We start from the raw sequence: 24,982 nt of genomic DNA on the forward strand, positions 1-24,982 counted from the left end.
ACACCGCAATCGGGAACCAGGCCCCGGTCACCCGCTTAACCAACCTGTCCGGTCAGTACAGCTAGCCGGTGGGGACCGCGGGCAGCGGGCGCGCGCCCAGGCCGAGCAGCGACCCGGTCAGGGCCGTCCCGTCCGCGGCCCACAGCGTGCAGGTCACCCGGGTCGCGGCGGGTCCGGGTCGCGGGGGTGACACCGCGTCCATCGCCAGCTCGACCCTGGTGCGGCCGCCGAAGGTCTCGTCGGCGACGCCGACCGCGGCACGGGCCGCGGTCCGGCACTGCTGCAGCAGGTCGTCCCGGTCTATACCGCCGGGGCCCGTGCGGCCCGTGCCCGGGACGCCCGCGCCGCCCGACGCGACCGGGGGCGCCGGAGGCAGGACCCGGCCGGCGATCAACTCGCCGGCGTGCCGTGCGGTGCAACCGGTGAGCAGGCGGCTGCGGGCGCTGCGGTAGCACTCGTGCAGCGTGTGCACACCGGTCGCAGCCCCGGCGCCGGAGTCCTCGGCGGAGCCGGTGCCCTCGGCGGAGCCGGTGCCGTCGGCAGAGGCAGAGCCCTCGGCGGAGTCGGAGCCCTCGGCGGATCCGGCACCGGTCGGCGCGGGCTCGGCCGGGGTCAGCGCGGCGATCCGCCCCGTGACGGCACCGCCGCCGCCGGTGCCGCCGGGCGTCGGGACCACCAGGCAGGCGAGCGCGGTGGTCGCCGGCTCGCCGGGGGTGACGGGACCCGGCACCACGCGGACCCGGTAGTCGACGTCGGCGACCGCCCACCCGGTGTCGCCGGTGGCGGCGGCGAGGGCCGCGGCGTCACGGACGTACCCGGGCAGGCCGGCGAAACACGGGTAGCGGGCGCTCCAGCTCCACGACCGGCTGCCCCCGCCACCGGACGACCTCGGCGACCCGGACGACCCCGGCGATCCGGACGACCCCGGCGACCCGCCGGCCGGCGCGGGGACCAGGGCGGTCACCTCGGCGGTGTGGGGCTCGGCGCAGGGCACCACCACCACCGACTCGGGACGCAGCTGGACCACGCAGTCGCCGACCGCAGGCGCAGAGAGGTCAGGGGGCAGCGGCCGCCCGGCGACGTCCGGCCGCAGGGCCGCGGGCGCGACGGCGGCCAGGACCACCGTCACGGCCAGCACCGCCACGCCCTGCATCACCCGTTGCACCGCACCGACGGTACGGCGGCCGGCGGAGAGGGCGGCCGGGTGAGACCCGCGGGAGGCCGGCCCGCCGGCTGGTGCAGCCGGCGGGGCGAAGCCGCGGAGCCGCACCGGCACGGGGGCATCCGGGCATCTGTCCCCGGACGGGCACTGGGCGGACGGGCGATCCGCCTGCCGGCCGGTGGCGGCGCTGATCGGGTGGCGTCACCCCGCCAGCCGCGCGACTGTCGGGACCTGCCCCTAGAGTGCCGCTCGTGTCGGACGGACTCCTCACCACCCACGTCGGTTCGTTGCCCCGGTCGGCGGAGGTGACGGAGCTGATCTTCGCCGCCGAGCGCGGCGACCCGGTCGACCCGGACCGGTTCGACTCCGTCATCGGTGCCGCCGTCGACGAGGCGGTCCGGCGCCAGGTCGAGGCCGGCATCGACCTGGTGTCCGACGGCGAGATGTCGAAGATCTCCTACGCCACGTACATCAAGGACCGGATCACCGGCTTCGACGGCGACAGCCCCCGCGAGCCACCGGCCGACCTCGAGGACTTCCCGTCGTTCCTGCAGCGGCAGGCCAAGGGCGGCGGCACGCCGACCTACCGGCGTCCCAAGTGCGTCGGGCCGGTCGCACCCCGCACGCTGCAGCCGTTGCACGACGACGTGCGCCGGTTCGCCGCGGCGACCGCCGCGCACCCGTCGGCCGGCGCGTTCATGAACTCCGCGTCGCCCGGCGTCATCGCGCTCTTCCAGCCGAACGAGTACTACCCGTCGCAGGACGAGTACCTGGAGGCCCTGGCGGAGGCCATGCGGCCCGAGTACGAGGCCATCGTCGCCGCCGGGCTGATCCTCCAGCTGGACTCGCCGGACCTCGGGCTGGGCCGCCACATGATGTACAAGGGCCGCAGCGACGAGGAGTACATCTCGCTCATCGCCGTGCACGTCGAGGTCCTCAACCACGCGCTGCGGAACGTGCCCGCCGATCGGGTGCGGATGCACGTGTGCTGGGGCAACTACGAGGGCCCGCACACCCACGACGTCGAGATGGGCGTCATCCTGCCGACCCTGCTGCGCGCCAAGCCGGCCGGCCTGCTCTTCGAGACGTCGAACCCGCGGCACCAGCACGACTGGACCTACTTCCGCGAGCAGGCGGCCGCCATCGGTGACGACAAGGTCCTGATCCCCGGCGTGCTGGACTCCACCACCAACTTCGTCGAGCACCCGCAGGTGGTGGCGCAGCGGCTCCGGCTGTTCACCGACGTCGTCGGGCGGGACCGGGTCATCGGCGGCACCGACTGCGGGTTCTCGACCTTCGCCGGCTTCGGCGCGGTCGACCCGGACATCGTCTACGCCAAGCTGGCCGCGCTCGCCGAGGGCGCCGCGCTGGTCTGACCGGCCGGCGGCCCGCACCGGGGCCCCGGAGTCCGCCCGGTCCGTCGGTCCTGCCGGCCGCCGGAGCGGCCGTATCACCGCCGTCGCCCGCCGCTCCTGGCGTCCGCCGGCCCGCCGTGACACCCGCCCGGGAGACCGCATGACCCGACGCACCACCGCCCTGGTCGCCGTCGGCGCCGTGCTGCTGGCCGCTGCCGTGGTGGTGCTCGTACGCACCTCCGGTCGCACGTCCGGCCCTGCAGCCCCGGCGAGGTCCACACCGGCGGCTGCGCCGCCCGGGCCCGGCACGTCCGGCACAGCGCCCACGTCCGCGGCGTCCAGGGCGTCCACCGGGTCGACGCCGCCGGCGGGTGGCGCGCCCGCCGACCCGGTCACGGCGCTGCTCGACCGGGCGCCCGACGGACGGCGGGACGTCGACCGGTCCCTGCAGGCGGCCGCGTACCTGTTCGGTCCGCTGCCGGGCGTCGTGCTGCCGGCCGGGCTGCCCCGCCCGCCCGCCAAGGTCCCGGCCGGCGACGTCGTCCGCGAGCTGCTCGGGCACTGGACGGAGCTGTCCGCCGCCCAGCGGTCGGCGGTGGCCGCGCTGGTCCTCCCGGGGCCGGCCGACGCGCCGCGGCTGCGCGGTGCGGCGCGGTGGGCGCTGGCCGACCCCAAGGACGACGCGGCGGCCCGGCTCAGGCCGCAGCTGGACACCATGACCGGCGAGATGGCCACCCGGCTGGGCCGGCCGGTGCCCGACCGCGTCGAGCTGTACCTGGTCGACGCGGAGCGGCCGGGCGCCGCGGCGTGGACCCAGGTGCTGGCCGCCGGCGAGGGCCGCACGGCCGACGGCAGCACCGTGGTCGACGAGCAGGGCGGCGCCGCCGACCGGTGCGAGGTGTTCCTGCCGCCGTCGATGTGGCAGGGCGGCGCGCTGGACGCGGGACGGCGCAACGTGCTGTACCACGAGCTGATCCACTGCTTCCAGGGGTTCGCCTACCCCGACCTGGGCGCATACCGGACGGCGCCGGGCTGGCTGATCGAGGGCACCGCCGAGTTCGGCGGAGCAGACCTGGCCGGCACCACCCACGGCGAGCCGTCGAACTGGCTGTTCTACCTGCGCGACCAGGCGCCGCTGTTCGTCCGGACCTACTCGGCGTTCGGCTGGTGGTTCCACCTGCAGCACACCGGCCACGATCCGTGGAAGGTCCTCGGGCGGATCTGGTCGCTCGGCCTGGCCGGGGCGGACGCGTACCGGGAGGCGGGCGGCGCCGCCCAGGACGTCGAGGACAGCTGGGGATCGTCGCTGCTGCGCCAGCCGGAGTTCGGGGACGCCTGGCAGGTCCACGGCGTCGCGGTCACCGACACCGTCCCGCCCCGCACCACCGTCGGCGCGGTCGGCGGCCGGTTCGTGGTCGAGCCGTACGACGCAAGGGCCGCGGTGGTCACCGCCGGCGGGCTGGCGGGCGGCGTCGCCGACGGCATCGTCCGGGTCACCTCGTCCCGGCCGGTGCGGGTGCACGACGCCGCGACGTTCGAGGACGTGCACATCACCCGCGGCGACTACTGCGTCAGCGGCGACTGCCGGTGCCCGGACGGGTCGGCGGCGGCCGGACTCGACGTCACCCCGGCGCAGCTGCCGCTGTACCTGGGCGTCACCGGAGGAGCGACCGGCGCGACGGTCGCCACCGACGTCGTGGACCTGGACGAGTACTGCCGCGAGCAGCCGGCCCGCCGGCCGCCGGTGCCGCGCTACCCCGCGGAGCCCGGTTCCGCCCCGCCGGCCAATCCGCACGCCCGATCCGGCGGCCCCGACGACGACCCGGCATCCGGCTCCAGCAACGGCGACCCGCACCTGGTGACGTTCGACGGCTACCGGTACGACTTCCAGGCCGGCGGCGAGTTCGTGCTCGCCACCGCCGGTGCCGGCGACCTCGAGGTGCAGGCCCGGCAGGAACCCGTGCGGGCCGCGGACGGCGCGGAGCGGCTCGACGCGTCGATCACCACGGCGGTGGCGGTCCGGATCGGCCGGAGCCGGGTGACCGTCGCGGTCGCCGATGCCCTCCGGCCGGAGCTGCGGATCGACGGCGCCGGCCGCCGCCCGCGGCAGCCCGTCGCCCTCGCCGGCGGCGGCACCGTGGCGCCGGACACCGGCGGCTACCGGCTGACCTGGCCGGACGGCACGGTGCTGCGGGTGCTGCCGATCGGCGACGCCGGCCTCAACGTCGTGCTGGAACCCGACCGCGGCCGCATCGGCACCCTGTCCGGGCTGCTCGGGCCGTACACCGGCCGACCGGGCTCCACGCTCCTCGACCGGTCGGGCACGGCGTACCCGGACCCGGCCGCGTCGGCGCCGACGGACCCGTTGTACACCCGGTTCGGCGCGAGCTGGCGGGTCACCGCCGGCACGTCGCTGTTCGACTACCCGGCCGGCCGGTCCACCGCGGACTACCAGCGCACCGACATGCCGTCCAGGGTGCTCACCCTGGAGGACCTGCCCGCCGACGTCCGGGCGGCGGCCGACCGGGCCTGCGGGACGCTCACCCCCGCAGCGCGGCGGGACGCCTGCGTCTACGACGTGGCGGTCAGCGGCGACGAGGCGTTCGCGGACGGCTACCGGGTCCTGCAGACGGTGGCGCCGGACACCGCGTCCCCGACCGGCCCGTCGTCGCGCCCGTCGTCCGACCCGGCCACCACGGCGTCAGCCGGCGCCGTCCGGGTGGGCGGCTCCATCCCGGCCGTCACGCTGCGACCGGGCGAGACCCGCAGCTGGACGGTCGACGACCCGGCCGCCACGGCGCTCTACTGGGCCTCCGACGCGGAGTGCGCGGCGTCCGTGCCGGTCTTCTGGCGGGTCACCGCGCCGGACGGCACGGAGAGCCTGCAGATCCCGGGGTGCCAGGACGGCGGCCGGATCACCACCGGGTCGCCCGGGACGTGGCGGGTCGACGCGTTCGTCGACGCCGGCTCGAGCGACGGCGGCAGCTGGGCGTTCCACGTCGTGGCGGCCGGACCGGAGCGCTCCCGGCCGTCGACGCTGCCGTTGACCGTCGCCGCCGGCGACGCGGTGCTCGCCGGGGCCGGCGCGACCGACCGCTGGACGTTCGACGGTCTCGCCGGCGACGTGGTGACCCTGCGGGCCGCGGACGGCTGCCCGGCCGGCAGCGCGGTGACGTGGGGACTGGCCGACCCCGGCGGGACCGTGGTGACCCTGCGCACCGGCATCTGCGACGACCCGAACCCGCAGACCCTGACCTCCGACGGGCGGTGGAGCGTCGTGGTGGTCAACGACACCGACACCGCGGGTCCGTACCGCTACGGGTTCACGGCGACGCGGTCCTGACCGCGGCCGGGGACGGCACCGAGGACAGCGCCGAGGACAGCGGCGCGGACGGGACCGGGACGGCGCGATCAGCGGGCACCGTCGGCGCCGGCTGGGTCCAGGCCGTCCAGGCCGTCCAGGCCGCGCAGCCGTCGCGGCCGGATTCCGCCGACCCCTGCGACCCCGTCGATCGTTCCCTCACCGTCGACGCGGTCCGCCCGGTCGATCCCGTCGATCCCGTCGATTCCGTCGACCGCCTCCGCGTCGGAACCCGGGTCCGTCGCGACCGCGGTGGCCGCCCTGGTACGGGCCGGGTCCGCCGCCGTCGTGACCCGTCCGGTGGCCCGGTCCTCCCGGCGGGCGGTGGCGCGGCGGGCGACCCAGCGGCCCAGCGGGTCGCCGGCGCGGGCGACCAGCGGCCCGGCCACCGCCATGATCAGCACGTAGGTGGCCGCCAGCGCGCCCAGGCCGGGAGCCACCACACCGGCCGCCCCGGTGGCCAGGCCGGCGACGACGATGTTGAACTCGCCGCGCGAGACGATCACGGTGCCGGCGCGGATCTGGCCGGCTGGGCCGATGCCGGTCCGGCGCGTCGCCCACACCCCGACGCCGATCTTGGTCAGCGCCGTCACGGCGCCCAGAGCCAGCGCGGGCAGCAGCATGCCGGGGATGTCGCCGGGATGGGTCTGCAGCCCGAAGAAGACGAAGAACACCGCGGCGAACAGGTCGCGCAGCGGCGCCAGCAGGGTGTAGGCGCTCTGGGCGACCCGGCCGGACAGGGCGATGCCCACCAGGAAGGCGCCGACCGCCTCGGACACCTGCAGCTGCTGGGCGGCGCCGGCCACCAGCAGCGCCAGGCCGAAGACGATGAGCAGGAGGACCTCGGAGCTCTCGGTCCAGATCAGCCGGCCGAGCTGCTGCCCGAACCGCAACGCGACCACGAGCGCCACCGTGATGGCGACCAGCGCGATGCCCACCGAGATCGTCCCGGACAGCAGCCCGGCGCCGGCGAGAAGGGCGGTGAGCACGGGCAGGTACACGGCCATCGACAGGTCCTCCAGGACCAGCAGCGACAGCACGACCGGGGTCTCCCGGTTGCCGAGCCGGCCGAGGTCGCCGAGCAGCTTGGCGGTGATCCCGGAGCTGGTGGCGTAGGTGATGCCGCCCATGGCGACGACCGCCGGAGCGGACCAGCCCAGGATCAGCCCGACGGCGACGCCGGGCGCGGAGTTGGCGACCAGGTTGACGATGCCGGCCGGCGCCTGCTGCCGGAGGTTGGTCATCAGCTCCGGGGCGGAGTACTCCAGTCCCAGCAGGAGCAGCAACAGCACGACGCCGATCTCGGCGCCGGTGGAGATGAACGACTCGCTGGCGCCCAGCGGCAGCAGGCCGCCGTCGCCGAAGGCCAGGCCGGCGAGCAGGTAGAACGGCACCGGGGACAGGCCGATCCGCCCGGCCAGCCGGCCCAGCAGGCCGAGCACCAGGATGACGGCGCCCAGCTCCATGAAGATGACGGCCGAGTGCACGTCGCTCCCTCCAGATCGCCGCGTCGCGGCCGGTCGGCCGCGGTGGCGGCGTCCGGGGATCGGCGTCGATCACCCCTTGCGGACGGGGTCGGTGACCCGTGCCGGTGGCACGGGTCGGGTCGGCCGGTGTCCGGACCGGCGGACGTCAGCCGGCGACGAGGTCGCGCAGCGTCTCGATGGACTCGGCGGTCCCGACGACGATCAGCACGTCGCCGCCCGTCAGGCTGCGCTCGGGGTCCGGCGACGGCACCATCTCGCCGTCGTGCAGCACCGCCACGACGGACGCCCCGGTGCGCTTGGCCTTGATCGCGGTGAGGGCCAGGCCGTCGAACCGGGAGCCGTGGGCGACCTTGACCTTGCCCACGGCCAGGCCCGCCACCTGCTCGGACAGGTTCGCCAGGCGTTCGATGACGCGCCGGTTGCCCAGGAAGCCGGCCAGCGCGTCGGCCTCCGGGCCGGAGAGGGTGACGACCTGGGAACAGGAGTCCGGGTCGTCCTTGCTGAACACCACGAGGTCCCGCTTGCCGTTGCGGTGGGCGACCACGCCCACCCGGCGGCCGGCGTCCGTGAGGAAGTCGTGCCGGATGCCCACCCCGGGCAGCCGGGTCTCGGAGACCTCGACGTCCTCGTCGAACATCACGTGCCTTTCTGCTCGGAAGTGGCGTCGCGGCGTCCCGCTCCGCCCCGCCGGCGGCCCGGTGACAGCCGTCCCGGCTGTCCTGACCTGCTCCGACGTGCCCGGTGCAACGCCGGACGGGACCAGATTAGTCCTGCCGTGGCCGGGGCGCGGACGGTCGACCGGGGCCGGCCGCAGGCCCCCGATCGGTCCGTCCAAAAGGCCCGCGAGCGGTCAGTCCAGCAGGCCCTGCCGCATGGCCTCGGCCACGGCGGCGGCCCGGTCGGACACCCCGAGCTTCTCGTACAGCCGCTGGGTGTGGGTCTTCACCGTGCTCGGCGCGAGGAACAGCTCGCCGGCGATGGCCGGGATCGACCGGCCTGCGGCGAAGGCGCGCAGCACCTGCTGCTCCCGCTCGGACAGCACCGGGGCGGACGACTGCGCCCGCATCCGGATCTGGCCGACCAGGCCGGCGGCCAGCGCCGGCGGCACCACGGTCTGCCCCCGGGCGGCCTGCTGCACCGCGTCGACGATCTCGGCCCGGCGCGCGTCCTTGGACAGGTAGCCGGCGGCGCCCTCCTCGAGGGCCCGGTACACCACGCCGGCGTCGGTGACCGCCGAGAGCAGCACCACCCGGGTCGGCAGGTGGTCCCGGACGACCGCGTGCAGCACGGCCAGGCCGTCCATGTCCGGCATCTGGTAGTCGACCAGGGCGACGGCGGGGCGCAGCTCGGTGATCATCTCGACGGCCTGCCGGCCGTCCTCGGCCTGCCCGACGACGTCGACGAAACCGCTCTGCTGCAGCCCCCGCGTCACCCCGTCGCGGAAGAAGGGGTGGTCGTCGGCGACGACGACGGTCACGCGTTCCCCGGTCGCCGACGACCGGGACGGCCCGGCCCCCGTCGGATGGCCCATCGTCGCCACCGCTCCCTCTCGTGTCCGTCGGCCGCCGCGGGACCCGTGCGACCATCGGTGCGGCGCCGGACCGACGCCACGCGGATTCCAGACAGGACCCGACAGATGACCGCGTCGACCCACTCCGCGACCGCCGGTGCGACCGCCGCGCCGTCGGCACCTGCGACCACCCGTGCCGGCCGGCCCGGGCGGCGGGCGCCGCGGTCCGACCTGGAGCGGATCGTAGCCGAGCACGCGGTGCGCGGCGCCCTGCTGCACGTGTGCCTGCGGGCCGTGCTGGCGGTGTTCGCCGTGGTCACCGTGCTGTGGGAGCCGCCGCAGTACTACAGCGAGCTGTGCCTGGCCATCGCGGTGGCGTACGCGGTGTGGGCGGTCGCCGTCGGTCTGTGGCTGCGGCTGGACGCCGAGCACCTGGTGGGGCTGACGTGGCTGGTGCTGACCGTCGACCTGCTCTTCTTCGGCATCCTCAACCAGGTCAGCGGCATCTCCGACGCGCTGAGCTGGACCCCGTACATCCTGTCCAACGGCCTGGTGCTGATCCCGGTGCTGGCGGCGGCGCAGCTGCGGGTGGCGACCGGCGTGGTCATCGGCGTGGTCACCACCGTGCTGTACCTGCTGTCCAGCGTCGCCGCGCGCAGCTACAACGGCTCGCCGGGCACCGACGGTGAGCCGTGGTCGTCGGTGGTGCTGCGCACGGTGGTGGTGGCCGCGCTCTCGGCCGGCGCCGTCGGGTTGTCGGCGATCCAGCGCCACCGGGTGGCCGAGATCGGCCGGCTGGCGGGTCAGCGGGCCGAGCTGCTGGCGCAGCTGACCACCCTGGCGGACCGGCAGCGTCGGGAGATGGCCGAGCACCTGCACGACGGTGCCCTGCAGTACGTGCTCGGGGCGCGGCTGGAGCTCGAGGACGCCCGCGACACCGGCGATCCCGGCGCCTTCGACCGGGTCGATCAGGCGCTGGTCACGGCCGCCGAGCTGCTCCGGTCGACGGTCAGCCAGCTGCACCCGGCCGTGCTGGCCCAGGCGGGGCTGGCCCAGGCGCTGCGGGACCTGGCGACCGCACCGGAGGTGCGTGGGCGGGTGGCCGTGCAGGTCCGGGTAGAGCCGCCCGACGACGACCGCCGGCTGCCCAACGACCTGCTGCTGTACTCGGCGGCCCGCGAGATGCTGATCAACGTCGTCAAGCACGCCCGGGCCCGGCACGCCTGGATCGAACTGCGCCGGGACGCCGGTGGCAGCACCGTGACGGTCACCGACGACGGGACGGGCGTCGACCCGGACCGGCTGGCGCAGCGCCTGGCGGAGGGGCACATCGGCGTGGCCTCGCACCGCCTGCGGATCGAGGCCGCCGGCGGCCGGCTGACCCTGGACCGGGGCACGCCGGGCGGCACGGTCGCCACGGTGAGCCTGCCGGCCGCGTAGCCGGGGGACAGCGGTGTCCACCGGTCGGGGGACGGCGCAGCTCCACCGCCGGGACCACCGGCCGGCCGACGGTCCGGTGCGCGGCCGCGGAACAGACTCGATGCAACCGGCCGATACCAGCGCCGGATCCCTTCCGAGGTGAGTGCCATGACCCAGACCGTCGACCCCCGGGCGCCCTGGACGCCCGACCACACCGAGCTGCTGCGTCCCGCCGCGCCGCAGGCCGACCTGCGCCAGCCGCCGGCCGCACCCGGCTACCGCCCGGCGCCGCCCGCCGGCGACCCGCTGTACGTGCCGACCACCTGGAGCCAGCCGGGCTACCGGCCGGAGCCCGTGGACCTGCCGATCAGCCGCGGTCCCCGGCTGGACCAGGCGCGCTTCTGGGTCGGGTCGATCCTCACCGCCGCGGTCGCCGGCATGGCCGGCGTCATCGGCATGGTGGTGGCCCAGGGCGTGCTGCGGGTCCCGGTGGTCCTGCCGGACACCGACGCCGCGCTGCACATCGGGACCTACGGCATGATTGCCGCGCTGATCTCGATGCTCGCGGCGCTGGTCTACGACGGGATGGTGGCGTTCGCGCCGCGGCCGACGATGTACTACGGCTGGTTGACCGGCCTGCTCACCGCGCTCGCCGTGCTGCTGCCGTTCACCACCACGGCGTCGCTGGTGTCGCAGCTGGTGCTGGCCGGCACGAACCTGGTGGTCGGTGTGGTGATCATGACACTGGTCCCGGTGGCCGCCTCCAACGCCCGGCCCCGCTGACCCCGGGAAGGGACGGATGACACCGCTGACACCGCACACGTCGCCGCGGCCGCGGCGGCCCGAGGTCTGGATCCACGGATTCCCCTCCCCGGGCCGCACCGCGGCCGCGGCCGCGTCCGTCGAGGAGCAGGGCTTCGACGGGATGCTGCTCGCCGACAGCCAGCACCTGGTCGCCGACCCGTACGTCGAGCTGGCGCTCAGCGCCCGCACGACCAGCCGGCTGGGGCTGGGCACGGGCACCACGAACCCCGCCACCCGGCACCCGGCCGTGACGGCGGCCGCCATCGCGACGGTCCACGCCGAGTCCGGCGGCCGGGCGGTGCTCGGTATCGGCCGGGGCGACTCCGCGCTGGTGCAGGCCGGGCTGCCAGCCACCACCACCGGAGAGCTGGAGCGGTACCTGACCGACGTCCGCGCCCTGCTGCGCGGGGAGCCGCCGCCGAGCGGGTCCGGTGCAGCGATCGGCTGGATCGCCGGGCTGGGTCTGTCACCGGTTCCGGTGGAGGTGGCCGCGACCGGCCCACGCACCGTCGCGGTGGGCGCCGTCCGGGCCGACGGGGTGCTGCTCACCGTGGGCGCGGACACCGCCCGGATCGCGGCGGCGGTGGCCGCGGCGCGGGCGGCCAGGACCGCGGCGGGACTCGACCCGGCCGGGTTGCGGCTCGGCGCCTACGTCAACGTGGCCTGCCACCCCGACGTCGCGACGGCCTGCGACCTGGTCCGCGGCAGCACCGCGATCTTCGCCCACTTCTCGAGCATGTCCGCCGGTGCCGGGCGGGACGTTGCCGCGGCGGACCGCAGGGTGATCGAGCAGGTCGGTGCCGGCTACGACACCGCACGGCACGGGCTCGGCGGGTCCCGGCAGACCGCCGTGCTGGACGACGACTTCGTCGCCCGGTTCGCCGTCGTCGGGCCGCCGGAGCGCTGCCTGGAGCGGCTGGGGGCGCTGCTGGACCTCGGGCTCGACCGGATCGTCGTGGTGGCCGGGTCCCGCGACGCCAACCCGGCGCTCGTCGCCCGGACCACCGAGCTGTTCGCCCGCGAGGTGCTCCCGGAGCTGCACGGCCTCCGCGGCTGACAAGGCGTCGGGCTGCCGAGCGGGCAGCCACCCCCCGACCCGCGGCCGCCGCCCGGCACCGCCACCTCCGGGGCGGCGGCGTCGAGCGGCGGCCCGTGCGCGGACCGTCAGGAGCCGGCGGCTCCCGTCCGGCGGCGCGGGCCGCGGACGAGCACCACGACCGCCGCGCCGAGCAGCACGACGGCGACCGCCAGGCCGATCCACAGCCACGCGGACAGGCCGGACGAGGCGGCCGCGGACGGCGCGGCGGAGCCGGCCGGACCGGTGGTGGCGCCCGCGGACCCGGTGGTGCCCGACGCGGACGCGATGGGATCGGTGGCCGCCGTCGCACCGCCCGACCCGGCCGGCCCTGCCGTCGACCCGGTGGTGACGGTGAACCGGACCTCGCCGGTGACCGGGTGACCGTCGGCGGAGACCACGCGGTAGGCGGCAACCCACTGCCCGGCCGGACCGCCCGACACCGCACTGCTCACGACGTTGCCGTCGACCTGGACCGGCCCGCTGCGGTGCTGCTGCCCGTCCGGTCCGATCAGCGACACCACCGGCTCGAAGTTCTGCACCGGCTGGTCGAAGGTGAAGGTCACCGTCGAGGGCGGGGTCGCCAGCGTGGAGTTCGCCGCCGGGCTGCTCGAGATCAGCACGTCGTGGGCGGACGCCGGGCCCGCGGCGACGACCGTCGTCGCCAGCACGGCGGCGACCACGGCGACCAGCCGGGCGACGGTGGCTGCAGCCCGGCGGTGCGGCCGCTGGGCGGCGGCGCTGGGCCTCACGAGCCCGCACCTCCGCGGCGACTGCGCAGCGCGACGGCCGCCAGCAGGGCTCCTGCGGCGCCGACGACGATCCCCACGACGCCGAGGGTACGGGCCGCCCCGTCGCTGTCCCCGGCAGCGGCGGCCGGCGTCGCGGTCACCGTGACGGTCGGCCCGGCCGCCGCCGTGTCCGCCCCGGAGGAGCTGCTCGCGGCACCCGAGGAAGTGGCCGCAGCGCCCGTCCCGGGGGACGACGTCGCGGACCCCGGCGCGGTCGACGAGGCCGCCGCCGGCGTCACGGCGAGGGTCGGCACCGGGTGTTCCGGCTCCTCACCGGAGGCCGGCGTCGGCTGGTTCCACCGGACGACGGTGCCGTCGTCGTAGGTCTGGACGGCCGGGAAGGACAGCTCGCGCACGTCGGGCACCGGGCCGACGCTCAGATCGAACTCGACGTACTGGCCCAGCGCGATCCGGGAGGACGCGTCGGCCCGCCAGGTGACGGTGGTGACGGCCTCGGTGATGGTGGCGTTGTCGTCGTCGGTGACGGGGTTCTGCAGCTTGGTGCGGGTCAGGGTTGCCGTCCAGCCGGGCAACTGCCGGGCGGAGACGGAGGCGAACGGGTGGTCGGACGGCAGGGTGACGGCGACCTCCGAGGTCTTCGCCGTGGCGGACTCGTTGGGCACCTTGAACGCCAGGACGGAGTAGGTGCCGGCCGTGATGGACGCCGGGCCGACGGTGACGTGAGCGAGCGCGGCGGTCGCCGGGACGGCCAGCCCCAGGACGGTCAGGGTGGAGAGGGCGAGCAGGCGGGCGCCGAGGCGCCGCCGGGGTGGATGCGACACGAGAGTTCCTTCTTCAGGTCTGTGGACGAGTGGACATCGGTGCCGCGGTGCCGGCCGGACGGACCCGGCCCGGGCCGCAGCCGGTGCCGCCGGGCCGCCGGCCAGCCTGCGGTGCCGTGCGGTGGCGTGCTGTCAGCGACGGACGGCAGCAGCACGCAGACGCTGTCCGTCTCCGGGTGCACGCGCGGTGACATCGGCCGCCGGCCGGTGCGCGGCCGAGGGCGGGTGACGCCGCCGAGGTCGGGCAGCAGGCAACCGCCGGCCTGCCGGAGCGGCGGGCGGGACGGGAGGCGAGCCGCGGCCGGGATCAGGCCGGCAGCGGGCGCGCGCCGGCCGGCGGACCCCGCCGGGGCGCGCACCGGGCGAGCAGCGCGGTCCGGGCGGCCGCGGCCGGCCGGGAAGCCGGCAGCGCGCTCGGCCCGGGGATCGCGACGGGCGGTGCCGCGGTGAGCGCACGGACGACGGCGCGGCCGGCGCGGCGCAGGGCCGCAGCCGCGGCGTCGCCGCGGGCCAGCACCACCCCGGTGACCAGCGCGGCGACCGCGTGGAAGGCGAGCAGCCCGGCGGGGTGGCCGGCGGGGTGCCCGTGGTGCAGCGAGAACAGGACGTGGAAGAGGAGCTGGGCACCGGCCAGCAGGGCGACCGTCTCAATCCACCGTCGCCGGCCGCGGGCGGCGGTTGCGGTCAAGGTCCCGACCCCCAGACCCGCGGTCACCAGCACGGCCGGGTCCGGCAGCCCGCCGCCGCCCAGCGCGTGCCCCATGGCGGCCGTCACCGTGCTGGTGGCGGCGAAGACGGCGGTGCGGGCGAGCCGGACCGCCGCAGGATCCGCGTCACCGAGGCGCCGGGGCACCGCGCGATCGCGGGGGGACGGTCCGGGGAGCCCCGACCGACCGGGCGGCGCGGCCGCACGGCGGGACGGGGCGACCGGCACCGGGAGTGGCCTCAGGCCGAGGTGTTGACGAGGTACGTCAGCAGGGCCGATTCCAGCCGGCTGATCTCGCCGCCGATGGCGCGCAGGGTGACCCGGCGGCGTCCCGGCGGCATGGGGGCGGCGGCGTGCGCCGCGGCCCGCAGGTCGGCGAACCGGCCGCGCGCGGTGTCGGCGAAGCCGGCGACCCTGGTGTCGCCACCGCGCCGGCGGCGCAGGTCCTCGACGGCCTGTTCCAGGGTGTCGATGCGGGCCAGGGACGGCCCGGCCGGCCCCCGGTAGGCCGCCACCTGGTCGACCGGCACGCCCAGCTTCGCCGCGCGCCGGTGGTCGATGAGGCTGCGGGCGGCGGTGGACGCCCGCAGGGCGAGCGGCGCCAGCGCCGGGCCGGCCAGGCGCGCCACGGCGACGGCGTTCCGCGCGGTCTTCGGATCGGTCAGCGTGGCGATGGCCCCACGCGGCTGCTCGGGTGCCCGCTGCTTGCCGTCCTTACCGCTCTTGCCGCTGCGGCGGGACTTCTTCGAACGGAGCATGGGGCCGACCTCTGCTTCCTGTGCGTGCGGTGTCCCGCGCCGGATCGTTGCCGGGTCGCCGGCCGATCGGCGCCCCCGGGCAGCACGGCCCGACCTGTGGTCCGCCCAGCCTAGAGGCGGCGGTCCGGGTGGCCCAGCCCGGACTCGCCCCGCGCGCTGCACCCGGGCTGTCGGTGGGCGCTCCTACCCTGATCGGCATGCAGGCAGACACGGTGGCGCAGCTCGGGGCGGAGGTGGCCGCGGCGGGGTCCGTGCCGGTGCAGGTCCCGGCCGCCGTGCTGGTCGGCGGGTCGGCTCGGGAGGCCCGGCCACCCCGGCTCGGCGCGGTCGCCGCCGCCCGGTGCCGTCGCCGGGTGCACCTGGACGCGGACCCGACCGCTCCCCGCGAGCGGCAGCTCCCCGCGGACGACGGCGTGCGCCAGCGGTGGGCCGACGCGGCCGAGCACCGCAACCGGATCCTGGCCGGCGTCCTGGCCCAGCCCGGCGCCGTCGCCGGCGCCGACTGGGACCCTGGCGATCCAGGGGACCGCCCGGCCGTCGTCGTCCGCCCCCAGCTGTCCTCGGCCACCCGGGACGGCAGCCCGGACCTGCTCCTGCGGGCCACCGACGGCGGCTACCTGCCGGTGCTGGTGCGCAACCACCGCACCACCGACGCCGGGTCCGGTGCCCGGCTGTCGGCGGTGGCGTCGATGGCGGCCGCCGCCGTCGCCGCCGCAGCGGGGTCGTCGGGAGCGGATCCCGTCGAGCCGGGCCGGTTCGAGCACACTGGGCGGCGCATGCGCTCGCACCCGGAGGACGCGCTGGCCCTGGCCCACCACGTGCGGCTGCTCCAGGAGCTGGGCCTGGCCACCGCCCTGCCCGCGGGCGGGGTGATCGGGCGGGGCCCCGGGACCGACGAGTCCCCGCACGAGGACGCCGGGTACGTGCTCTGGCACGAGCTGTCGGCGAGCGGGGTGCTGGCCGAGTACGACAGCCGCTTCGCGGACCGGCTCGCCGTGGCCGCCACCGCGGCCACCGGCGCGGCCGCGCTGGCCGAACCGTCGCGGATCGCGGAGTGCCGGCGCTGCCCCTGGTGGCCGGTGTGCGAGTCGCAGCTCGTCGCCTTGCGCGACGTGTCGTTGCTGGTCTCCGGGACGGACGTGAGCGCGCTGCGGACGGCCGGCGTGCGCACGGTCGACGAGCTCGCCCAGGCGCCGGCGGAGCTGCTCGGGTCGCTGCCGCTGTCGAACGGGCTGGCCGGCACCGCCCGGGTGCGCGCCAAGGCCTGGATCAGCGGCGCTCAGCTGGTGCGTCGCGGTGCGTCCGCGTCGGTGCCCCGCGCCGACCTGGAACTCGACGTCGACATGGAGTCCTACCTCGACGACGGCGCCTACCTGTGGGGGACCTACCTGTCGGGGCCCGCCGTGCAGCGGTTGGGGTTGCGGCCGGGCTACCGCCCGTTCGTGACCTGGCGGCCTCTGCCGGATAGGGACGAGGGCCGCGCCTTCGCCGAGTTCTGGGCGTACCTGCAAGGCATCCGGTCCGCGGCGGCCGCGCACGGCCTGACGTTCGCGGCGTACTGCTACTCGCGGCAGGCGGAGGAACGTTGGCTGCGGTCCGCGCCCCGGCGCTTCCCCGACCAGCCCGGGATGCCGCCGGCTGCGGAGATCGACGCGTTCTGCTCGGGTGGCCAGTGGGTCGACATCTACCAGGAGATCCGCGACCAGTTCGTCGTCCCGGGATCGATGAAGCTCAAGGTGCTGGCCCCGCTGACCGGGTTCGGCTGGCGCGACCGGGAGCCGGGCGGCGAGAACTCGATGGCCTGGTACCGGGTGGCGGTCGGCGCGGCCGGGAGCCTCGGCACGGACGGCACGGACGGCATGAACGGCACGGCCGGCACGGGGTCGACCGCCCACGCCGGCGCCGGTCCGGTGGAGCCGGTCGACGCTGCCATGGCGCGGCGGATCCTGCAGTACAACGAGGACGACGTGCGCGCGACCCTGGCGCTGCGCCGGTGGATCACCGAGCGGTCCTGGTCGGTGCCGTCCGCCGCGGACCTGGACGGCCCTGCGGCTGCGGGGCTGCAGCAGTACGGTCCGGCGGCCGCAGCGGTGCCGGCCGCGGCCGGCCGCTGACCTGCCGGTCGCCCCGCCGCGCACCGCGCGCGGCGGCCGCCTACCGCTGACTGCCGCTGACCGGCGCGCGGTGCGCCCGCGGTGGGCGGGCGCACCGCGCGCGCGATCAGGCGTCGAGCTCGCCGCGGATGAAGCGCTCGACGTTGTCCCGGGCCAGGTCGTCCGGGAACTGCTGGGGCGGGGACTTCATGAAGTACGACGCCGCCGAGTACAGCGGGCCCGAGATGCCGCGGTCCAGCGCGATCTTGGCGGCGCGGACGGCATCGATGATCACGCCGGCCGAGTTCGGCGAGTCCCAGACCTCGAGCTTGTACTCCAGGTTCAGCGGCACGTCGCCGAAGGCCCGGCCCTCCAGCCGGACGTAGGCCCACTTGCGGTCGTCGAGCCACTGCACGTAGTCGCTGGGGCCGATGTGCACGTTGCCGGAGCCCATCTCGTGCGGCACCTGCGACGTGACGGCCTGCGTCTTGGAGATCTTCTTGCTCTCGAGCCGGTCGCGCTCGAGCATGTTCATGAAGTCCATGTTGCCGCCGACGTTCAGCTGCATGGTGCGCTCCAGCACCACGCCGCGGTCCTCGAACAGCTTGGCCATCGTGCGGTGCGTGATGGTGGCGCCGACCTGGCTCTTGATGTCGTCGCCGATGATCGGCAGCCCGGCGGCGCGGAAGCGCTCGGCCCATTCCGGCGTGCCGGCGATGAAGACCGGCAGCGCGTTGACGAAGGCACAACCGGCGTCGATCGCGCACTGCGCGTAGAACTTCGCGGCCTGCTCGGACCCGACGGGCAGGTAGCAGACGACGACGTCGACGGCGGCCTCGCGGAGCGCCGCGACCACGTCGACCGGCTCGGCGTCGGACTCGGTGATGGTCTCCCGGTAGTACCGCCCCAGGCCGTCCAGGGTGGTGCCCCGGGCGACGGTGACGCCGGTGGCCGGCACGTCGGCGATCTTGATGGTGTTGTTCTCGCTGGCGCCGATCGCGTCGGCCAGGTCGAGGCCGACCTTCTTGGCGTCCACGTCGAACGCGGCCACGAACTGCACGTCGCCGACGTGGTAGTCGCCGAACCGGACGTGCATCAGGCCGGGGACACGGGTGTCCGGGTCGGCGTTGCGGTAGTACTCGACGCCCTGGACCAGCGAGCTGGCGCAGTTGCCGACGCCGATGATGGCTACCCGGATCGGGTGCGCCGGCGGGGATGCAGTCGTCATGAGGGGTCCTTTGGGTGATGGGGTGGCGGCCCCACCATACAAACGTGCAGCTATGTCAGCGAACAAAGACTGCACCATGTCAACCCGGCGCGGGCCGTCGATGCCGGCCCACTCGACCACCCTCGGAGCCGCTCAGCGCGGTGGCATGCGCAGTCCGCCGTCCAGCCGCACCACCTCGCCGTTGAGGTAGTCCTGCGCGGCGAAGGCGAGCACCAGCGCCGCGTACTCGTCGGGCCGGCCGAACCGCCGCGGGAACTGCACGGTCGCGGCCAGCGCGGTCCGGAACTCCTCGGTGATGCCCGCCATCATCGGCGTGTCCAGGATGCCCGGGGCGATCGTCATCACCCGGATGCCGCTCCCCGCCAGGTCGCGTGCCAGCGGCAGGGTCATCGCGGCGACGCCGCCCTTGGAGGCCGAGTAGGCGGCCTGGCCGATCTGCCCGTCGAACGCCGCTACCGAGGCGGTGTTCACCACGAGCCCGCGCTGGCCCTCGTCGTCGACCGGGTCGGTGGCGGCCATGGCCTCGGCGCAGAGCCGGACGACGTTGAACGTGCCGATCAGGTTGATGCCGACCACGCGGGCGAACTGGTCGAGGTCGTGCACGCCGCGGCGTGAGAGCACCCGCCCGGGCGTCGCCACCCCGGCGCAGTTGACGGCGATCCGCAGCGGAGACCCGCTGCCCGTGGCCGCGGCGACGGCGGCGGCGACGTCGTCCGGCTCGCGCACGTCCCCGGCGACGGGCAGCACCCGTCCGGGCGCGGCCGTGCGGTCGGTGGCACCGGGGGTGTCCCCGCCGCCCGCGGCGTCGGTGAGCGGTGCCCGCTCCCACCCGGCCGCCAGGTCCAGCCCGACGACGGCGGCGCCGGCGTCGGCCAGCGCCCGGGCGGTGGCGGCCCCCAACCCCGACGCGGCTCCGGTGACGACGGCCGAGATACCGGCGACCTGCATGCACGACTCCTGACGGCGGGGGTGCGCCGGGCCGACACCTGCCACCCGGCGCACACGTGGGCGGGACGGGAACGGTCTACCAGAGGCGCGGGACGGGACGACCCGGCGGCGGGCGGACCGGGCGGCAGGGGACCGGGCGACGACCGAGGCAGTCCCGGCGTCCGGGAGCAGCGACCGGCCCCGGCGCGGGGTGGGTCGGCGGCACAATCGTCCCGGTCGGACGGCGCGTCCGGTGTCACCCGGCCTCCGCGCCGTCCGCGACAGCGCGGGTGGGCAGCGCGGGTGGGCGGCGCGGATTGCCGGTCGGCGACACCGACACCGCGCCGGGACCGTGAGGCCGACGGCCAGGGACCCGGCGGACGCCAGCACCAGATCGGGCGAGGGGACGGGGGACGGACCGATGGCGGACACCGCCGACACCGAGAACCCGGCCGGCACCGCCGGCACGGCCGGCACGGGCGGCACAGGCGGCACTGCCGGCACGGGCGGTACGGCCGGGATCAGCGACACGGCCGGCACCGGGAGCCCGGAGACGACCGGTGCGACCGGTCCCGCCCGGGCCGCCGATCGGCCCGTCACCTTCGCCACCTGCGGGCGCGTGCCGGGCCCGTTCTTCCACGGCACCCGGGTGGCGCTGGCCGTCGGTGACGAGCTGGTCCCGGGACGGGAGTCGAACTTCCAGCGCGGCCGGGTGTCCAACAACGTCTACTTCACCTCGGTGCTCGAGACGGCCGTCTGGGGCGCCGAACTCGCCGCGGCGCTGGCCCGCGACGGCCGGCCCGGGCGCATCTACGTGGTGGAGCCGTCCGGCCCGTTCGAGGACGATCCGAACGTCACCGACAAGCGGTTCCCGGGCAACCCGACCCGGTCCTACCGGTCCCGGGACCCCCTGCGCGTCGTCGGCGAGGTGGCCGACTGGCCCGGCCACGAACCCGAGGTGCTCCAGCGGATGCTCGACGGGTTGGCCCGGCTGCGCCGGGAGGGCCGGGACGTCATCGAGGACTGACGGTCCGGGCGACCCGCGCCGAACTCAGTGCCGGACCACCGCCAGCATGTCGCCCAGGCCGGCCGTCGGCAGGTAAGCGCGGGTGATGGCGACGCCGATCCGCGGCAGGTCGGCCTCGTCCCGGAACACCATGTACATCGGCGAGAGCCGCGGCTGGAACTTGGCCTTGAAGGCGTGCAGCGACCGGAAGCCGTAGACCGGCTCGAGGGTGCCGCCGAGGCTGTCGAGCAGCTTGTCGACGGCCGACTCGCCGCGGTCCGGGTCCGGGGTGGAGCGGGCCAGCGGCGCCCCGGACAGGGACACGAACTGCGCGCCCTGCTCCTTGAAGTACAGGCAGGACGAGGCGATCAGGAACTCCATGGTCGCCCGGAAGCCACCGTCCGCGCGCCGCATGAGGTCCAGGGTCCACCCGACGATGCGGTCGTCGCCGCCGTAGACCGGCATCCACGACGTCACGCCGTGCACCTTGCCGGCCGCGTCGACAGCCAGGCCGACCTTGACGTCCGGGTCGAGCGCCTCGGTGAGACCGCCGAGCGTGAAGCCCATCTCCGGCAGCTTCTTGTCGCCGAGCCACTCCTGGGACAGGTGCTCGACCTGGCGGACCAGCGACCAGGGCTGCTCGGCCAGGGTGACCATCCGGAACTCGATGCCCTCCTTGGGCGCCTTGTTCAGCGCCGTCCGGATGTCCTGCCACTTCTTGCCCTTGAACTCCAGCTGCGGCAGGTCGACGAGGTTGTCCTCGGCCACCTGCGCGCTCTGCCAGCCCAGCCGCTCCGTCTCCGCCGCCGTCCGCGCGGTGCAGGAGAAGATGTACGGCACCATCCCGGCCCGGTCGCACAGCGCGACGAACTCGTCGAGCGTGGATGCCAGCGCCTCCGGCGGGCCGACCGGGTCGCCCAGGGCCACGGCGACCCCCGCGTGCCGGACGAAGGCCATGTAGGACTCGCCGTCCTGGGTGATCATGTGCCGGTTCTCCGGCCAGGTGGTCATCCAGGAGATCGTGTCGCCGCCCCACCGCCGCAGCAGCGCCTTGGCCGCGTCGGGCTGCGACGACCCCGTCGCCCGCTTGCGCTTGCCGCGCCGCGGGACCGCGAACGACCGCCGGGCGGCGATCAGCAGCACGAAGAAGGCCAGCGAGAACAGCGAGCTGGCGGCGAACTGCAGGACGTCGTCGAGCGTGATGTCGGCGTCGTCGACGAACTGCGCCGCCACGAGCAGCACGATGACGCCGAGCGCCAGCAGCAGCGGGATCGCCAGCACGACGACCTCGACCCACCACGCCCACCGGTAGCCGCGGCGCAGGCCGTTGGCGATCAGTAGCGCGATCAGGAGGTTGAGCGCCAGCGCCCACCACACGCCGTCGCTGCCGTCTTCGGCCGGCCCGAACGGGGTGAGCCGGTCCGGCAGCAGCGCGCCGAGCAGCTGGGACAGGGCGACCACCACGGCCGTCACGAAGGCCAGCAGCCGGACCTCGTGACGGGTGGGCCAGGCCCGGGCGCGCCGGGCGCGCGGGCCGGCGAGCCGGGTGGAGAACGGCAGGCTCAGGCAGACCGCGGCCAGGTGCTCCGCGTCGGCCATCTGCCCGATGTAGGCGATCGAGAACAGCACGTAGGCCCAGATCGCCAGCCGCAGCCGCAGCCGCCAGGGCGGCGGCACGGTGGCGCTGGCCACGCCGACGACCGCCATCATCCCGGCCGAGAACCCGACGTCGGTCTCGGTGCTGCGCTGCGCCACCCAGTCCCAGCCGGTGTTGCGGAAGGCGAGGAAGAACAGCGCGACCAGCAGCACGGCAGCGAGCTGGTAGACGATCGTCAGCACCGCGGTGCGCGCCGTCCCCAGCCGCCACTCGGCGAAACCGGTGAGCAGCGCGAAGGCACCGGCGACGAACACGTAGTAGACGGGGTAGAGCGCGAAGAACACACCGGTGACCAGGGTGTGCCACCGGCCCTGCTCGAAGGCCGGCAGGCCGTAGGCCACCCAGCCGTACCAGGACTTCTGCTCGATCCCGGACCACAGCGTGCCGAACGCGACCGACAGCACCAGCGTGATCACGACGTAGGCCGTGGTGAACGGCAACCGGCGGGCCAGCACCAGGATCCTCGGTGGCTGCCGGGCGGGCTCGACCGGCTGGGCGCCGCTGTGCTGCTGCCGGTCGGGCGGCGGCTCCGCCGTCGTGATCGTCGCTGCTGCCGGGGCGGTCTCGTCGTCCACGTCGGTCCTGTCGATGGGCTCCGACGCCCGGGCGCGGGCCGACCCCGCCGGGCGATGTTCCGCAAAGTCTAGGAGCCGGCGCCCCGACGGCACCCGGTGACTCCCCGATGTGTACACGCGACGGTCCGTGATGAGCAGCGCGGTGGGTCGCGGTAGGGCAGTGACCGCCGGGCGCCGCCCCGGTGGAGCTCGAGCTGGCGCTGCCGGTGGACGTGGCGCCAGCGCGCGTCGCCGCGGCCGTCGCCGCCGGTGGTCGGCCCTTGGACGGATCCACGGAGCGGTGGCGGGCTGCGGACCCGGAGGGCAACGGGGTGGTCGTCGTCGCCAGGCCGTGATGGGAGGGGCCGGATCAGGAGCTGGCGTACCGCTGCAGGTGCCGTCGGATCACCGCGCGGGCGCGCGCGGGGTCGAGCCGCGATCCGGGCAGGTAGGCCTGGACGACCAGCCCGTCGAGCAGGGCGACCAGCTCGACGGCCGTCTCGGCCGGGTCGTCCACCGTCAGCGACCCGTCCTCGACGCCCCTGGTCAGCAACCGCTCGACGAGCTCGTGCAGCTGCCGGTAGACGCGGGACTGCCATTCCGCGTACCGCGGCTGGTGCGCGGCCAGGGTCCAGAAGTCCAGCCACAGCTTCCAGTGCTCGTGCGCGCGGTCGTCCGGGGCGAGCAGCCCGTCCAGCAGCGAGGCCAGACCGTCCCGGCCGCTGGCCGCCTGCGCCGCGCGTGCCCAGATCGGGTCCGAGTAGCTCTGCATCTCCAGCTCGAGCACCCCGGCCAGCACCTCGGCGATGCCGGAGAAGTGATACGTCACCGTGCCGACCGCGACCCCGCCGGCCGCCGCGACGTCGCGCACCGTCGTCGCGTGCAACCCGCGGTCGGCGATCACCGACCGCGCCGCCTCGAGCAGCATGGACCGCCGCACGTCGGGCGGCTGCCGCCGGGTCGCCGAGGTCACGGGGTGATCGTACGACCGTCCGATTACGAGCGGGCCGACGGCGTGCCGGGGTGCTGGCATCCCGGGGCGCGCGCCTGCGGGGGCGGGGCGGTCGGCGCACCCGGGGAGCGTCGACGGCCGTGTCGGCCCTGCCGCGCACCGGCCGAGCGCTGCTCGGCGTGCGTCCTTTGCGGTCAGCCGAGCAGGGCTGCGCTGGTGCGTGATCGCTGGGAGTGCTTCTTCGCCGTCCGGATGGTAGTGAACGCCGTCGCGCTGGTGGCCGAGGCGGGGGCGTCCTCCTGACCCGCCGCCTCGGGAATGTCGCGGTAAAGGTTGGGTCAACGGCCCGCATCCATTCCCGGTGAGGTCGGGGTAGGGGGAGCGAGAAGGCACTGCACCCCACTCGAGGAGGACGCATGAAGCGCTGGATCTCCCTGGCCGGAGTTGCCTGCATCGCCGGTGCGACGGCCGTGCTCGGCGCCGGGACCGCATCGGCCGCCGACACCGGCACCGTCTACGTGGTCCACAGCATCCCGGGCACCCCGGTCGACGTCTACGTGGACGGCACCAAGGCTCTCGACGACTTCCAGCCGGCGACAGCGCAAGGGCCGCTGCAGGTTCCGGCAGGCGCGCACCAGATCGCCATCACTGCAGCGGATGCCGCGGACGACAGTTCGCCCGTACTGTCCGGCACCGCGGACGTCGTTGCCGGGAGCAACGTCTCGCTGGTCGCCCACCTGGACGCCGACGGTGCGCCGTCGCTCACCGCGTTCAACGACGACGTGTCGGCGGTGCCCGCCGGGCAGGCGCGACTCGTGGTCCGGCACACCGCGGCCGCACCAGCGGTGGACGTGCGGGCCGGCGGCACCGTGGTGCTGTCCGACGTGACCAACGGCCAGCAGGGTGCGCTCGTCGTGCCGGCCGGCACCGTCTCCGCCGACGTCGTGCTCGCCGGGACCGACACCGTGGCCATCGGCCCGGCCGACGTCGACCTGGCCGAGGGCACCGCGACCTTCGTGCACGCCATCGGCAGCGCGTCCGACAAGACGCTGGCGCTGGTCAGCTTCACCGTCGACGGGCTCGGCTCCGCTCCGTCCGGCGTCCCTGCAGGCACCGGCCCGCAGGACAGTGCCGTCCCCGGCACGGTGGTGGCCGCCCTCGTGGTGGTCGGCGCCGGCCTCGCCCTGGTCAGCGCCCGCCGGCTGACCGCCGGGCGGGCACGCTGACCGTCCCCGACGTCCCGCCCGGTGGCCCCTCCACCGGGCGGGACCCCGGACGGGCGCACTCCCGGGACACCCGTCGCCGGGCCGCGTGGACCGGCCTGGCGGCGGGCCTGGTCCTGCTGCTCTGCGCCG

At 75.7% G+C, this 24,982-nt stretch carries 21 protein-coding genes; 9 read left to right on the plus strand and 12 right to left on the minus strand.

Annotation, left to right across the window (positions count from 1 at the left end):
• Positions 1–61: 61 nt before the first annotated feature.
• Positions 62–1,165: a hypothetical protein gene (locus tag IEY37_RS16135; protein WP_188943380.1), complete on the minus strand. Its 1,104-nt coding sequence runs from the start codon at positions 1,163–1,165 to the stop codon at positions 62–64.
• A 239-nt stretch (positions 1,166–1,404) separates the two neighbouring features.
• On the opposite strand from IEY37_RS16135, the gene IEY37_RS16140 reads away from it, so the two are divergent.
• Together IEY37_RS16140 and IEY37_RS16145 are read left to right on the plus strand one after the other, a co-directional pair.
• Positions 1,405–2,538, plus strand: a complete 1,134-nt coding sequence (locus IEY37_RS16140; RefSeq protein ID WP_188943382.1) for a cobalamin-independent methionine synthase II family protein — start codon at positions 1,405–1,407, stop codon at positions 2,536–2,538.
• 139 nt (positions 2,539–2,677) lie between these two features.
• A complete protein-coding gene (locus IEY37_RS16145; RefSeq protein ID WP_188943384.1) occupies positions 2,678–5,860 on the plus strand; it encodes a VWD domain-containing protein in 3,183 nt (1,060 codons plus the stop codon).
• A 68-nt stretch (positions 5,861–5,928) separates the two neighbouring features.
• On the opposite strand, the gene IEY37_RS16150 is transcribed toward IEY37_RS16145, so the two are convergent.
• The 3 genes from IEY37_RS16150 to IEY37_RS16160 all read right to left on the minus strand — a co-directional run bounded on the left by IEY37_RS16150 (position 5,929) and on the right by IEY37_RS16160 (position 8,896).
• On the minus strand, positions 5,929–7,365 hold the full coding sequence (locus tag IEY37_RS16150; protein WP_268238026.1) for a cation:proton antiporter: 1,437 nt from the start codon (positions 7,363–7,365) through the stop codon (positions 5,929–5,931).
• A 145-nt stretch (positions 7,366–7,510) separates the two neighbouring features.
• Positions 7,511–8,002 carry a cation:proton antiporter regulatory subunit gene (locus tag IEY37_RS16155; RefSeq protein ID WP_188943573.1) on the minus strand — a complete coding sequence of 164 codons (492 nt, stop codon included), beginning with the start codon at positions 8,000–8,002 and terminating at the stop codon, positions 7,511–7,513.
• A gap of 213 nt (positions 8,003–8,215) precedes the next feature.
• Positions 8,216–8,896 carry a response regulator gene (locus tag IEY37_RS16160; protein WP_188943386.1) on the minus strand — a complete coding sequence of 227 codons (681 nt, stop codon included), beginning with the start codon at positions 8,894–8,896 and terminating at the stop codon, positions 8,216–8,218.
• A gap of 105 nt (positions 8,897–9,001) precedes the next feature.
• On the opposite strand from IEY37_RS16160, the gene IEY37_RS16165 reads away from it, so the two are divergent.
• The 3 genes from IEY37_RS16165 (at position 9,002) to IEY37_RS16175 (ending at position 12,155) form a co-directional block, all read left to right on the plus strand.
• Positions 9,002–10,315: a sensor histidine kinase gene (locus tag IEY37_RS16165; RefSeq protein ID WP_188943388.1), complete on the plus strand. Its 1,314-nt coding sequence runs from the start codon at positions 9,002–9,004 to the stop codon at positions 10,313–10,315.
• 147 nt (positions 10,316–10,462) lie between these two features.
• Positions 10,463–11,077, plus strand: a complete 615-nt coding sequence (locus tag IEY37_RS16170) for a DUF6069 family protein (RefSeq protein WP_188943390.1) — start codon at positions 10,463–10,465, stop codon at positions 11,075–11,077.
• A 16-nt stretch (positions 11,078–11,093) separates the two neighbouring features.
• Positions 11,094–12,155 (plus strand): LLM class flavin-dependent oxidoreductase, encoded by a 1,062-nt coding sequence (locus IEY37_RS16175; protein ID WP_188943392.1) that lies wholly within the window; start codon positions 11,094–11,096, stop codon positions 12,153–12,155.
• Between the two features lie 107 nt (positions 12,156–12,262).
• On the opposite strand, the gene IEY37_RS16180 is transcribed toward IEY37_RS16175, so the two are convergent.
• The 4 genes from IEY37_RS16180 to IEY37_RS16195 form a co-directional block, all read right to left on the minus strand.
• Positions 12,263–12,925 (minus strand): copper resistance CopC family protein, encoded by a 663-nt coding sequence (locus tag IEY37_RS16180; protein WP_229674514.1) that lies wholly within the window; start codon positions 12,923–12,925, stop codon positions 12,263–12,265.
• The gene (locus IEY37_RS16185) at positions 12,922–13,746 is read right to left on the minus strand and encodes a YcnI family copper-binding membrane protein (RefSeq protein ID WP_188943395.1); all 825 of its coding nucleotides are present in this window, start codon (positions 13,744–13,746) and stop codon (positions 12,922–12,924) included. Before IEY37_RS16185 ends, IEY37_RS16180 begins: the two co-directional genes overlap by 4 nt.
• Positions 13,747–14,053: 307 nt before the next feature.
• A complete protein-coding gene (locus tag IEY37_RS16190) occupies positions 14,054–14,599 on the minus strand; it encodes an MFS transporter (protein ID WP_188943398.1) in 546 nt (181 codons plus the stop codon).
• 92 nt (positions 14,600–14,691) lie between these two features.
• Positions 14,692–15,210: a DUF6474 family protein gene (locus IEY37_RS16195; RefSeq protein WP_188943400.1), complete on the minus strand. Its 519-nt coding sequence runs from the start codon at positions 15,208–15,210 to the stop codon at positions 14,692–14,694.
• A gap of 197 nt (positions 15,211–15,407) precedes the next feature.
• Here IEY37_RS16195 and IEY37_RS16200 point away from each other — a divergent pair, with 197 nt between their 5' ends.
• Positions 15,408–17,324: a TM0106 family RecB-like putative nuclease gene (locus IEY37_RS16200; protein ID WP_188943402.1), complete on the plus strand. Its 1,917-nt coding sequence runs from the start codon at positions 15,408–15,410 to the stop codon at positions 17,322–17,324.
• Positions 17,325–17,430: 106 nt separating this feature from the next.
• On the opposite strand, the gene IEY37_RS16205 is transcribed toward IEY37_RS16200, so the two are convergent.
• A complete protein-coding gene (locus IEY37_RS16205) occupies positions 17,431–18,531 on the minus strand; it encodes an inositol-3-phosphate synthase (protein WP_188943404.1) in 1,101 nt (366 codons plus the stop codon).
• A 132-nt stretch (positions 18,532–18,663) separates the two neighbouring features.
• Entirely contained in the window at positions 18,664–19,479 is an 816-nt protein-coding gene (locus IEY37_RS16210) for an SDR family NAD(P)-dependent oxidoreductase (protein WP_188943406.1), read from the minus strand.
• A 598-nt stretch (positions 19,480–20,077) separates the two neighbouring features.
• On the opposite strand from IEY37_RS16210, the gene arr reads away from it, so the two are divergent.
• Positions 20,078–20,485: an NAD(+)--rifampin ADP-ribosyltransferase gene (gene arr, locus IEY37_RS16215; protein ID WP_308426397.1), complete on the plus strand. Its 408-nt coding sequence runs from the start codon at positions 20,078–20,080 to the stop codon at positions 20,483–20,485.
• A 24-nt stretch (positions 20,486–20,509) separates the two neighbouring features.
• On the opposite strand, the gene IEY37_RS16220 is transcribed toward arr, so the two are convergent.
• On the minus strand, positions 20,510–22,696 hold the full coding sequence (locus IEY37_RS16220) for a bifunctional lysylphosphatidylglycerol flippase/synthetase MprF (RefSeq protein ID WP_229674515.1): 2,187 nt from the start codon (positions 22,694–22,696) through the stop codon (positions 20,510–20,512).
• 182 nt (positions 22,697–22,878) lie between these two features.
• Here IEY37_RS16220 and IEY37_RS16225 point away from each other — a divergent pair, with 182 nt between their 5' ends.
• Positions 22,879–23,031 (plus strand): VOC family protein, encoded by a 153-nt coding sequence (locus IEY37_RS16225; RefSeq protein WP_188943410.1) that lies wholly within the window; start codon positions 22,879–22,881, stop codon positions 23,029–23,031.
• A 14-nt stretch (positions 23,032–23,045) separates the two neighbouring features.
• Here the strand turns inward: IEY37_RS16225 and IEY37_RS16230 are convergent, their stop codons facing one another.
• On the minus strand, positions 23,046–23,648 hold the full coding sequence (locus IEY37_RS16230) for a TetR family transcriptional regulator C-terminal domain-containing protein (RefSeq protein ID WP_188943412.1): 603 nt from the start codon (positions 23,646–23,648) through the stop codon (positions 23,046–23,048).
• Between the two features lie 395 nt (positions 23,649–24,043).
• On the opposite strand from IEY37_RS16230, the gene IEY37_RS16235 reads away from it, so the two are divergent.
• Positions 24,044–24,853 (plus strand): DUF4397 domain-containing protein, encoded by an 810-nt coding sequence (locus tag IEY37_RS16235; RefSeq protein WP_188943413.1) that lies wholly within the window; start codon positions 24,044–24,046, stop codon positions 24,851–24,853.
• Positions 24,854–24,982: the final 129 nt, after the last annotated feature.

The organism is Nakamurella endophytica, from assembly GCF_014646215.1.
GTDB lineage: Bacteria > Actinomycetota > Actinomycetes > Mycobacteriales > Nakamurellaceae > Nakamurella > Nakamurella endophytica.

Coding starts and splice junctions, on each gene's coding strand:
- IEY37_RS16175 (WP_188943392.1), top strand. CDS start 11,094: ATGACACCGCTGACACCGCACACGTCGCCGCGGCCGCGGCGGCCCGAG.
- IEY37_RS16145 (WP_188943384.1), top strand. CDS start 2,678: ATGACCCGACGCACCACCGCCCTGGTCGCCGTCGGCGCCGTGCTGCTG.
- IEY37_RS16155 (WP_188943573.1), bottom strand. CDS start 8,002: ATGTTCGACGAGGACGTCGAGGTCTCCGAGACCCGGCTGCCCGGGGTG.
- IEY37_RS16160 (WP_188943386.1), bottom strand. CDS start 8,896: ATGGGCCATCCGACGGGGGCCGGGCCGTCCCGGTCGTCGGCGACCGGG.
- IEY37_RS16195 (WP_188943400.1), bottom strand. CDS start 15,210: ATGCTCCGTTCGAAGAAGTCCCGCCGCAGCGGCAAGAGCGGTAAGGAC.
- IEY37_RS16200 (WP_188943402.1), top strand. CDS start 15,408: ATGCAGGCAGACACGGTGGCGCAGCTCGGGGCGGAGGTGGCCGCGGCG.
- IEY37_RS16165 (WP_188943388.1), top strand. CDS start 9,002: ATGACCGCGTCGACCCACTCCGCGACCGCCGGTGCGACCGCCGCGCCG.
- IEY37_RS16235 (WP_188943413.1), top strand. CDS start 24,044: ATGAAGCGCTGGATCTCCCTGGCCGGAGTTGCCTGCATCGCCGGTGCG.
- IEY37_RS16205 (WP_188943404.1), bottom strand. CDS start 18,531: ATGACGACTGCATCCCCGCCGGCGCACCCGATCCGGGTAGCCATCATC.
- IEY37_RS16170 (WP_188943390.1), top strand. CDS start 10,463: ATGACCCAGACCGTCGACCCCCGGGCGCCCTGGACGCCCGACCACACC.
- IEY37_RS16210 (WP_188943406.1), bottom strand. CDS start 19,479: ATGCAGGTCGCCGGTATCTCGGCCGTCGTCACCGGAGCCGCGTCGGGG.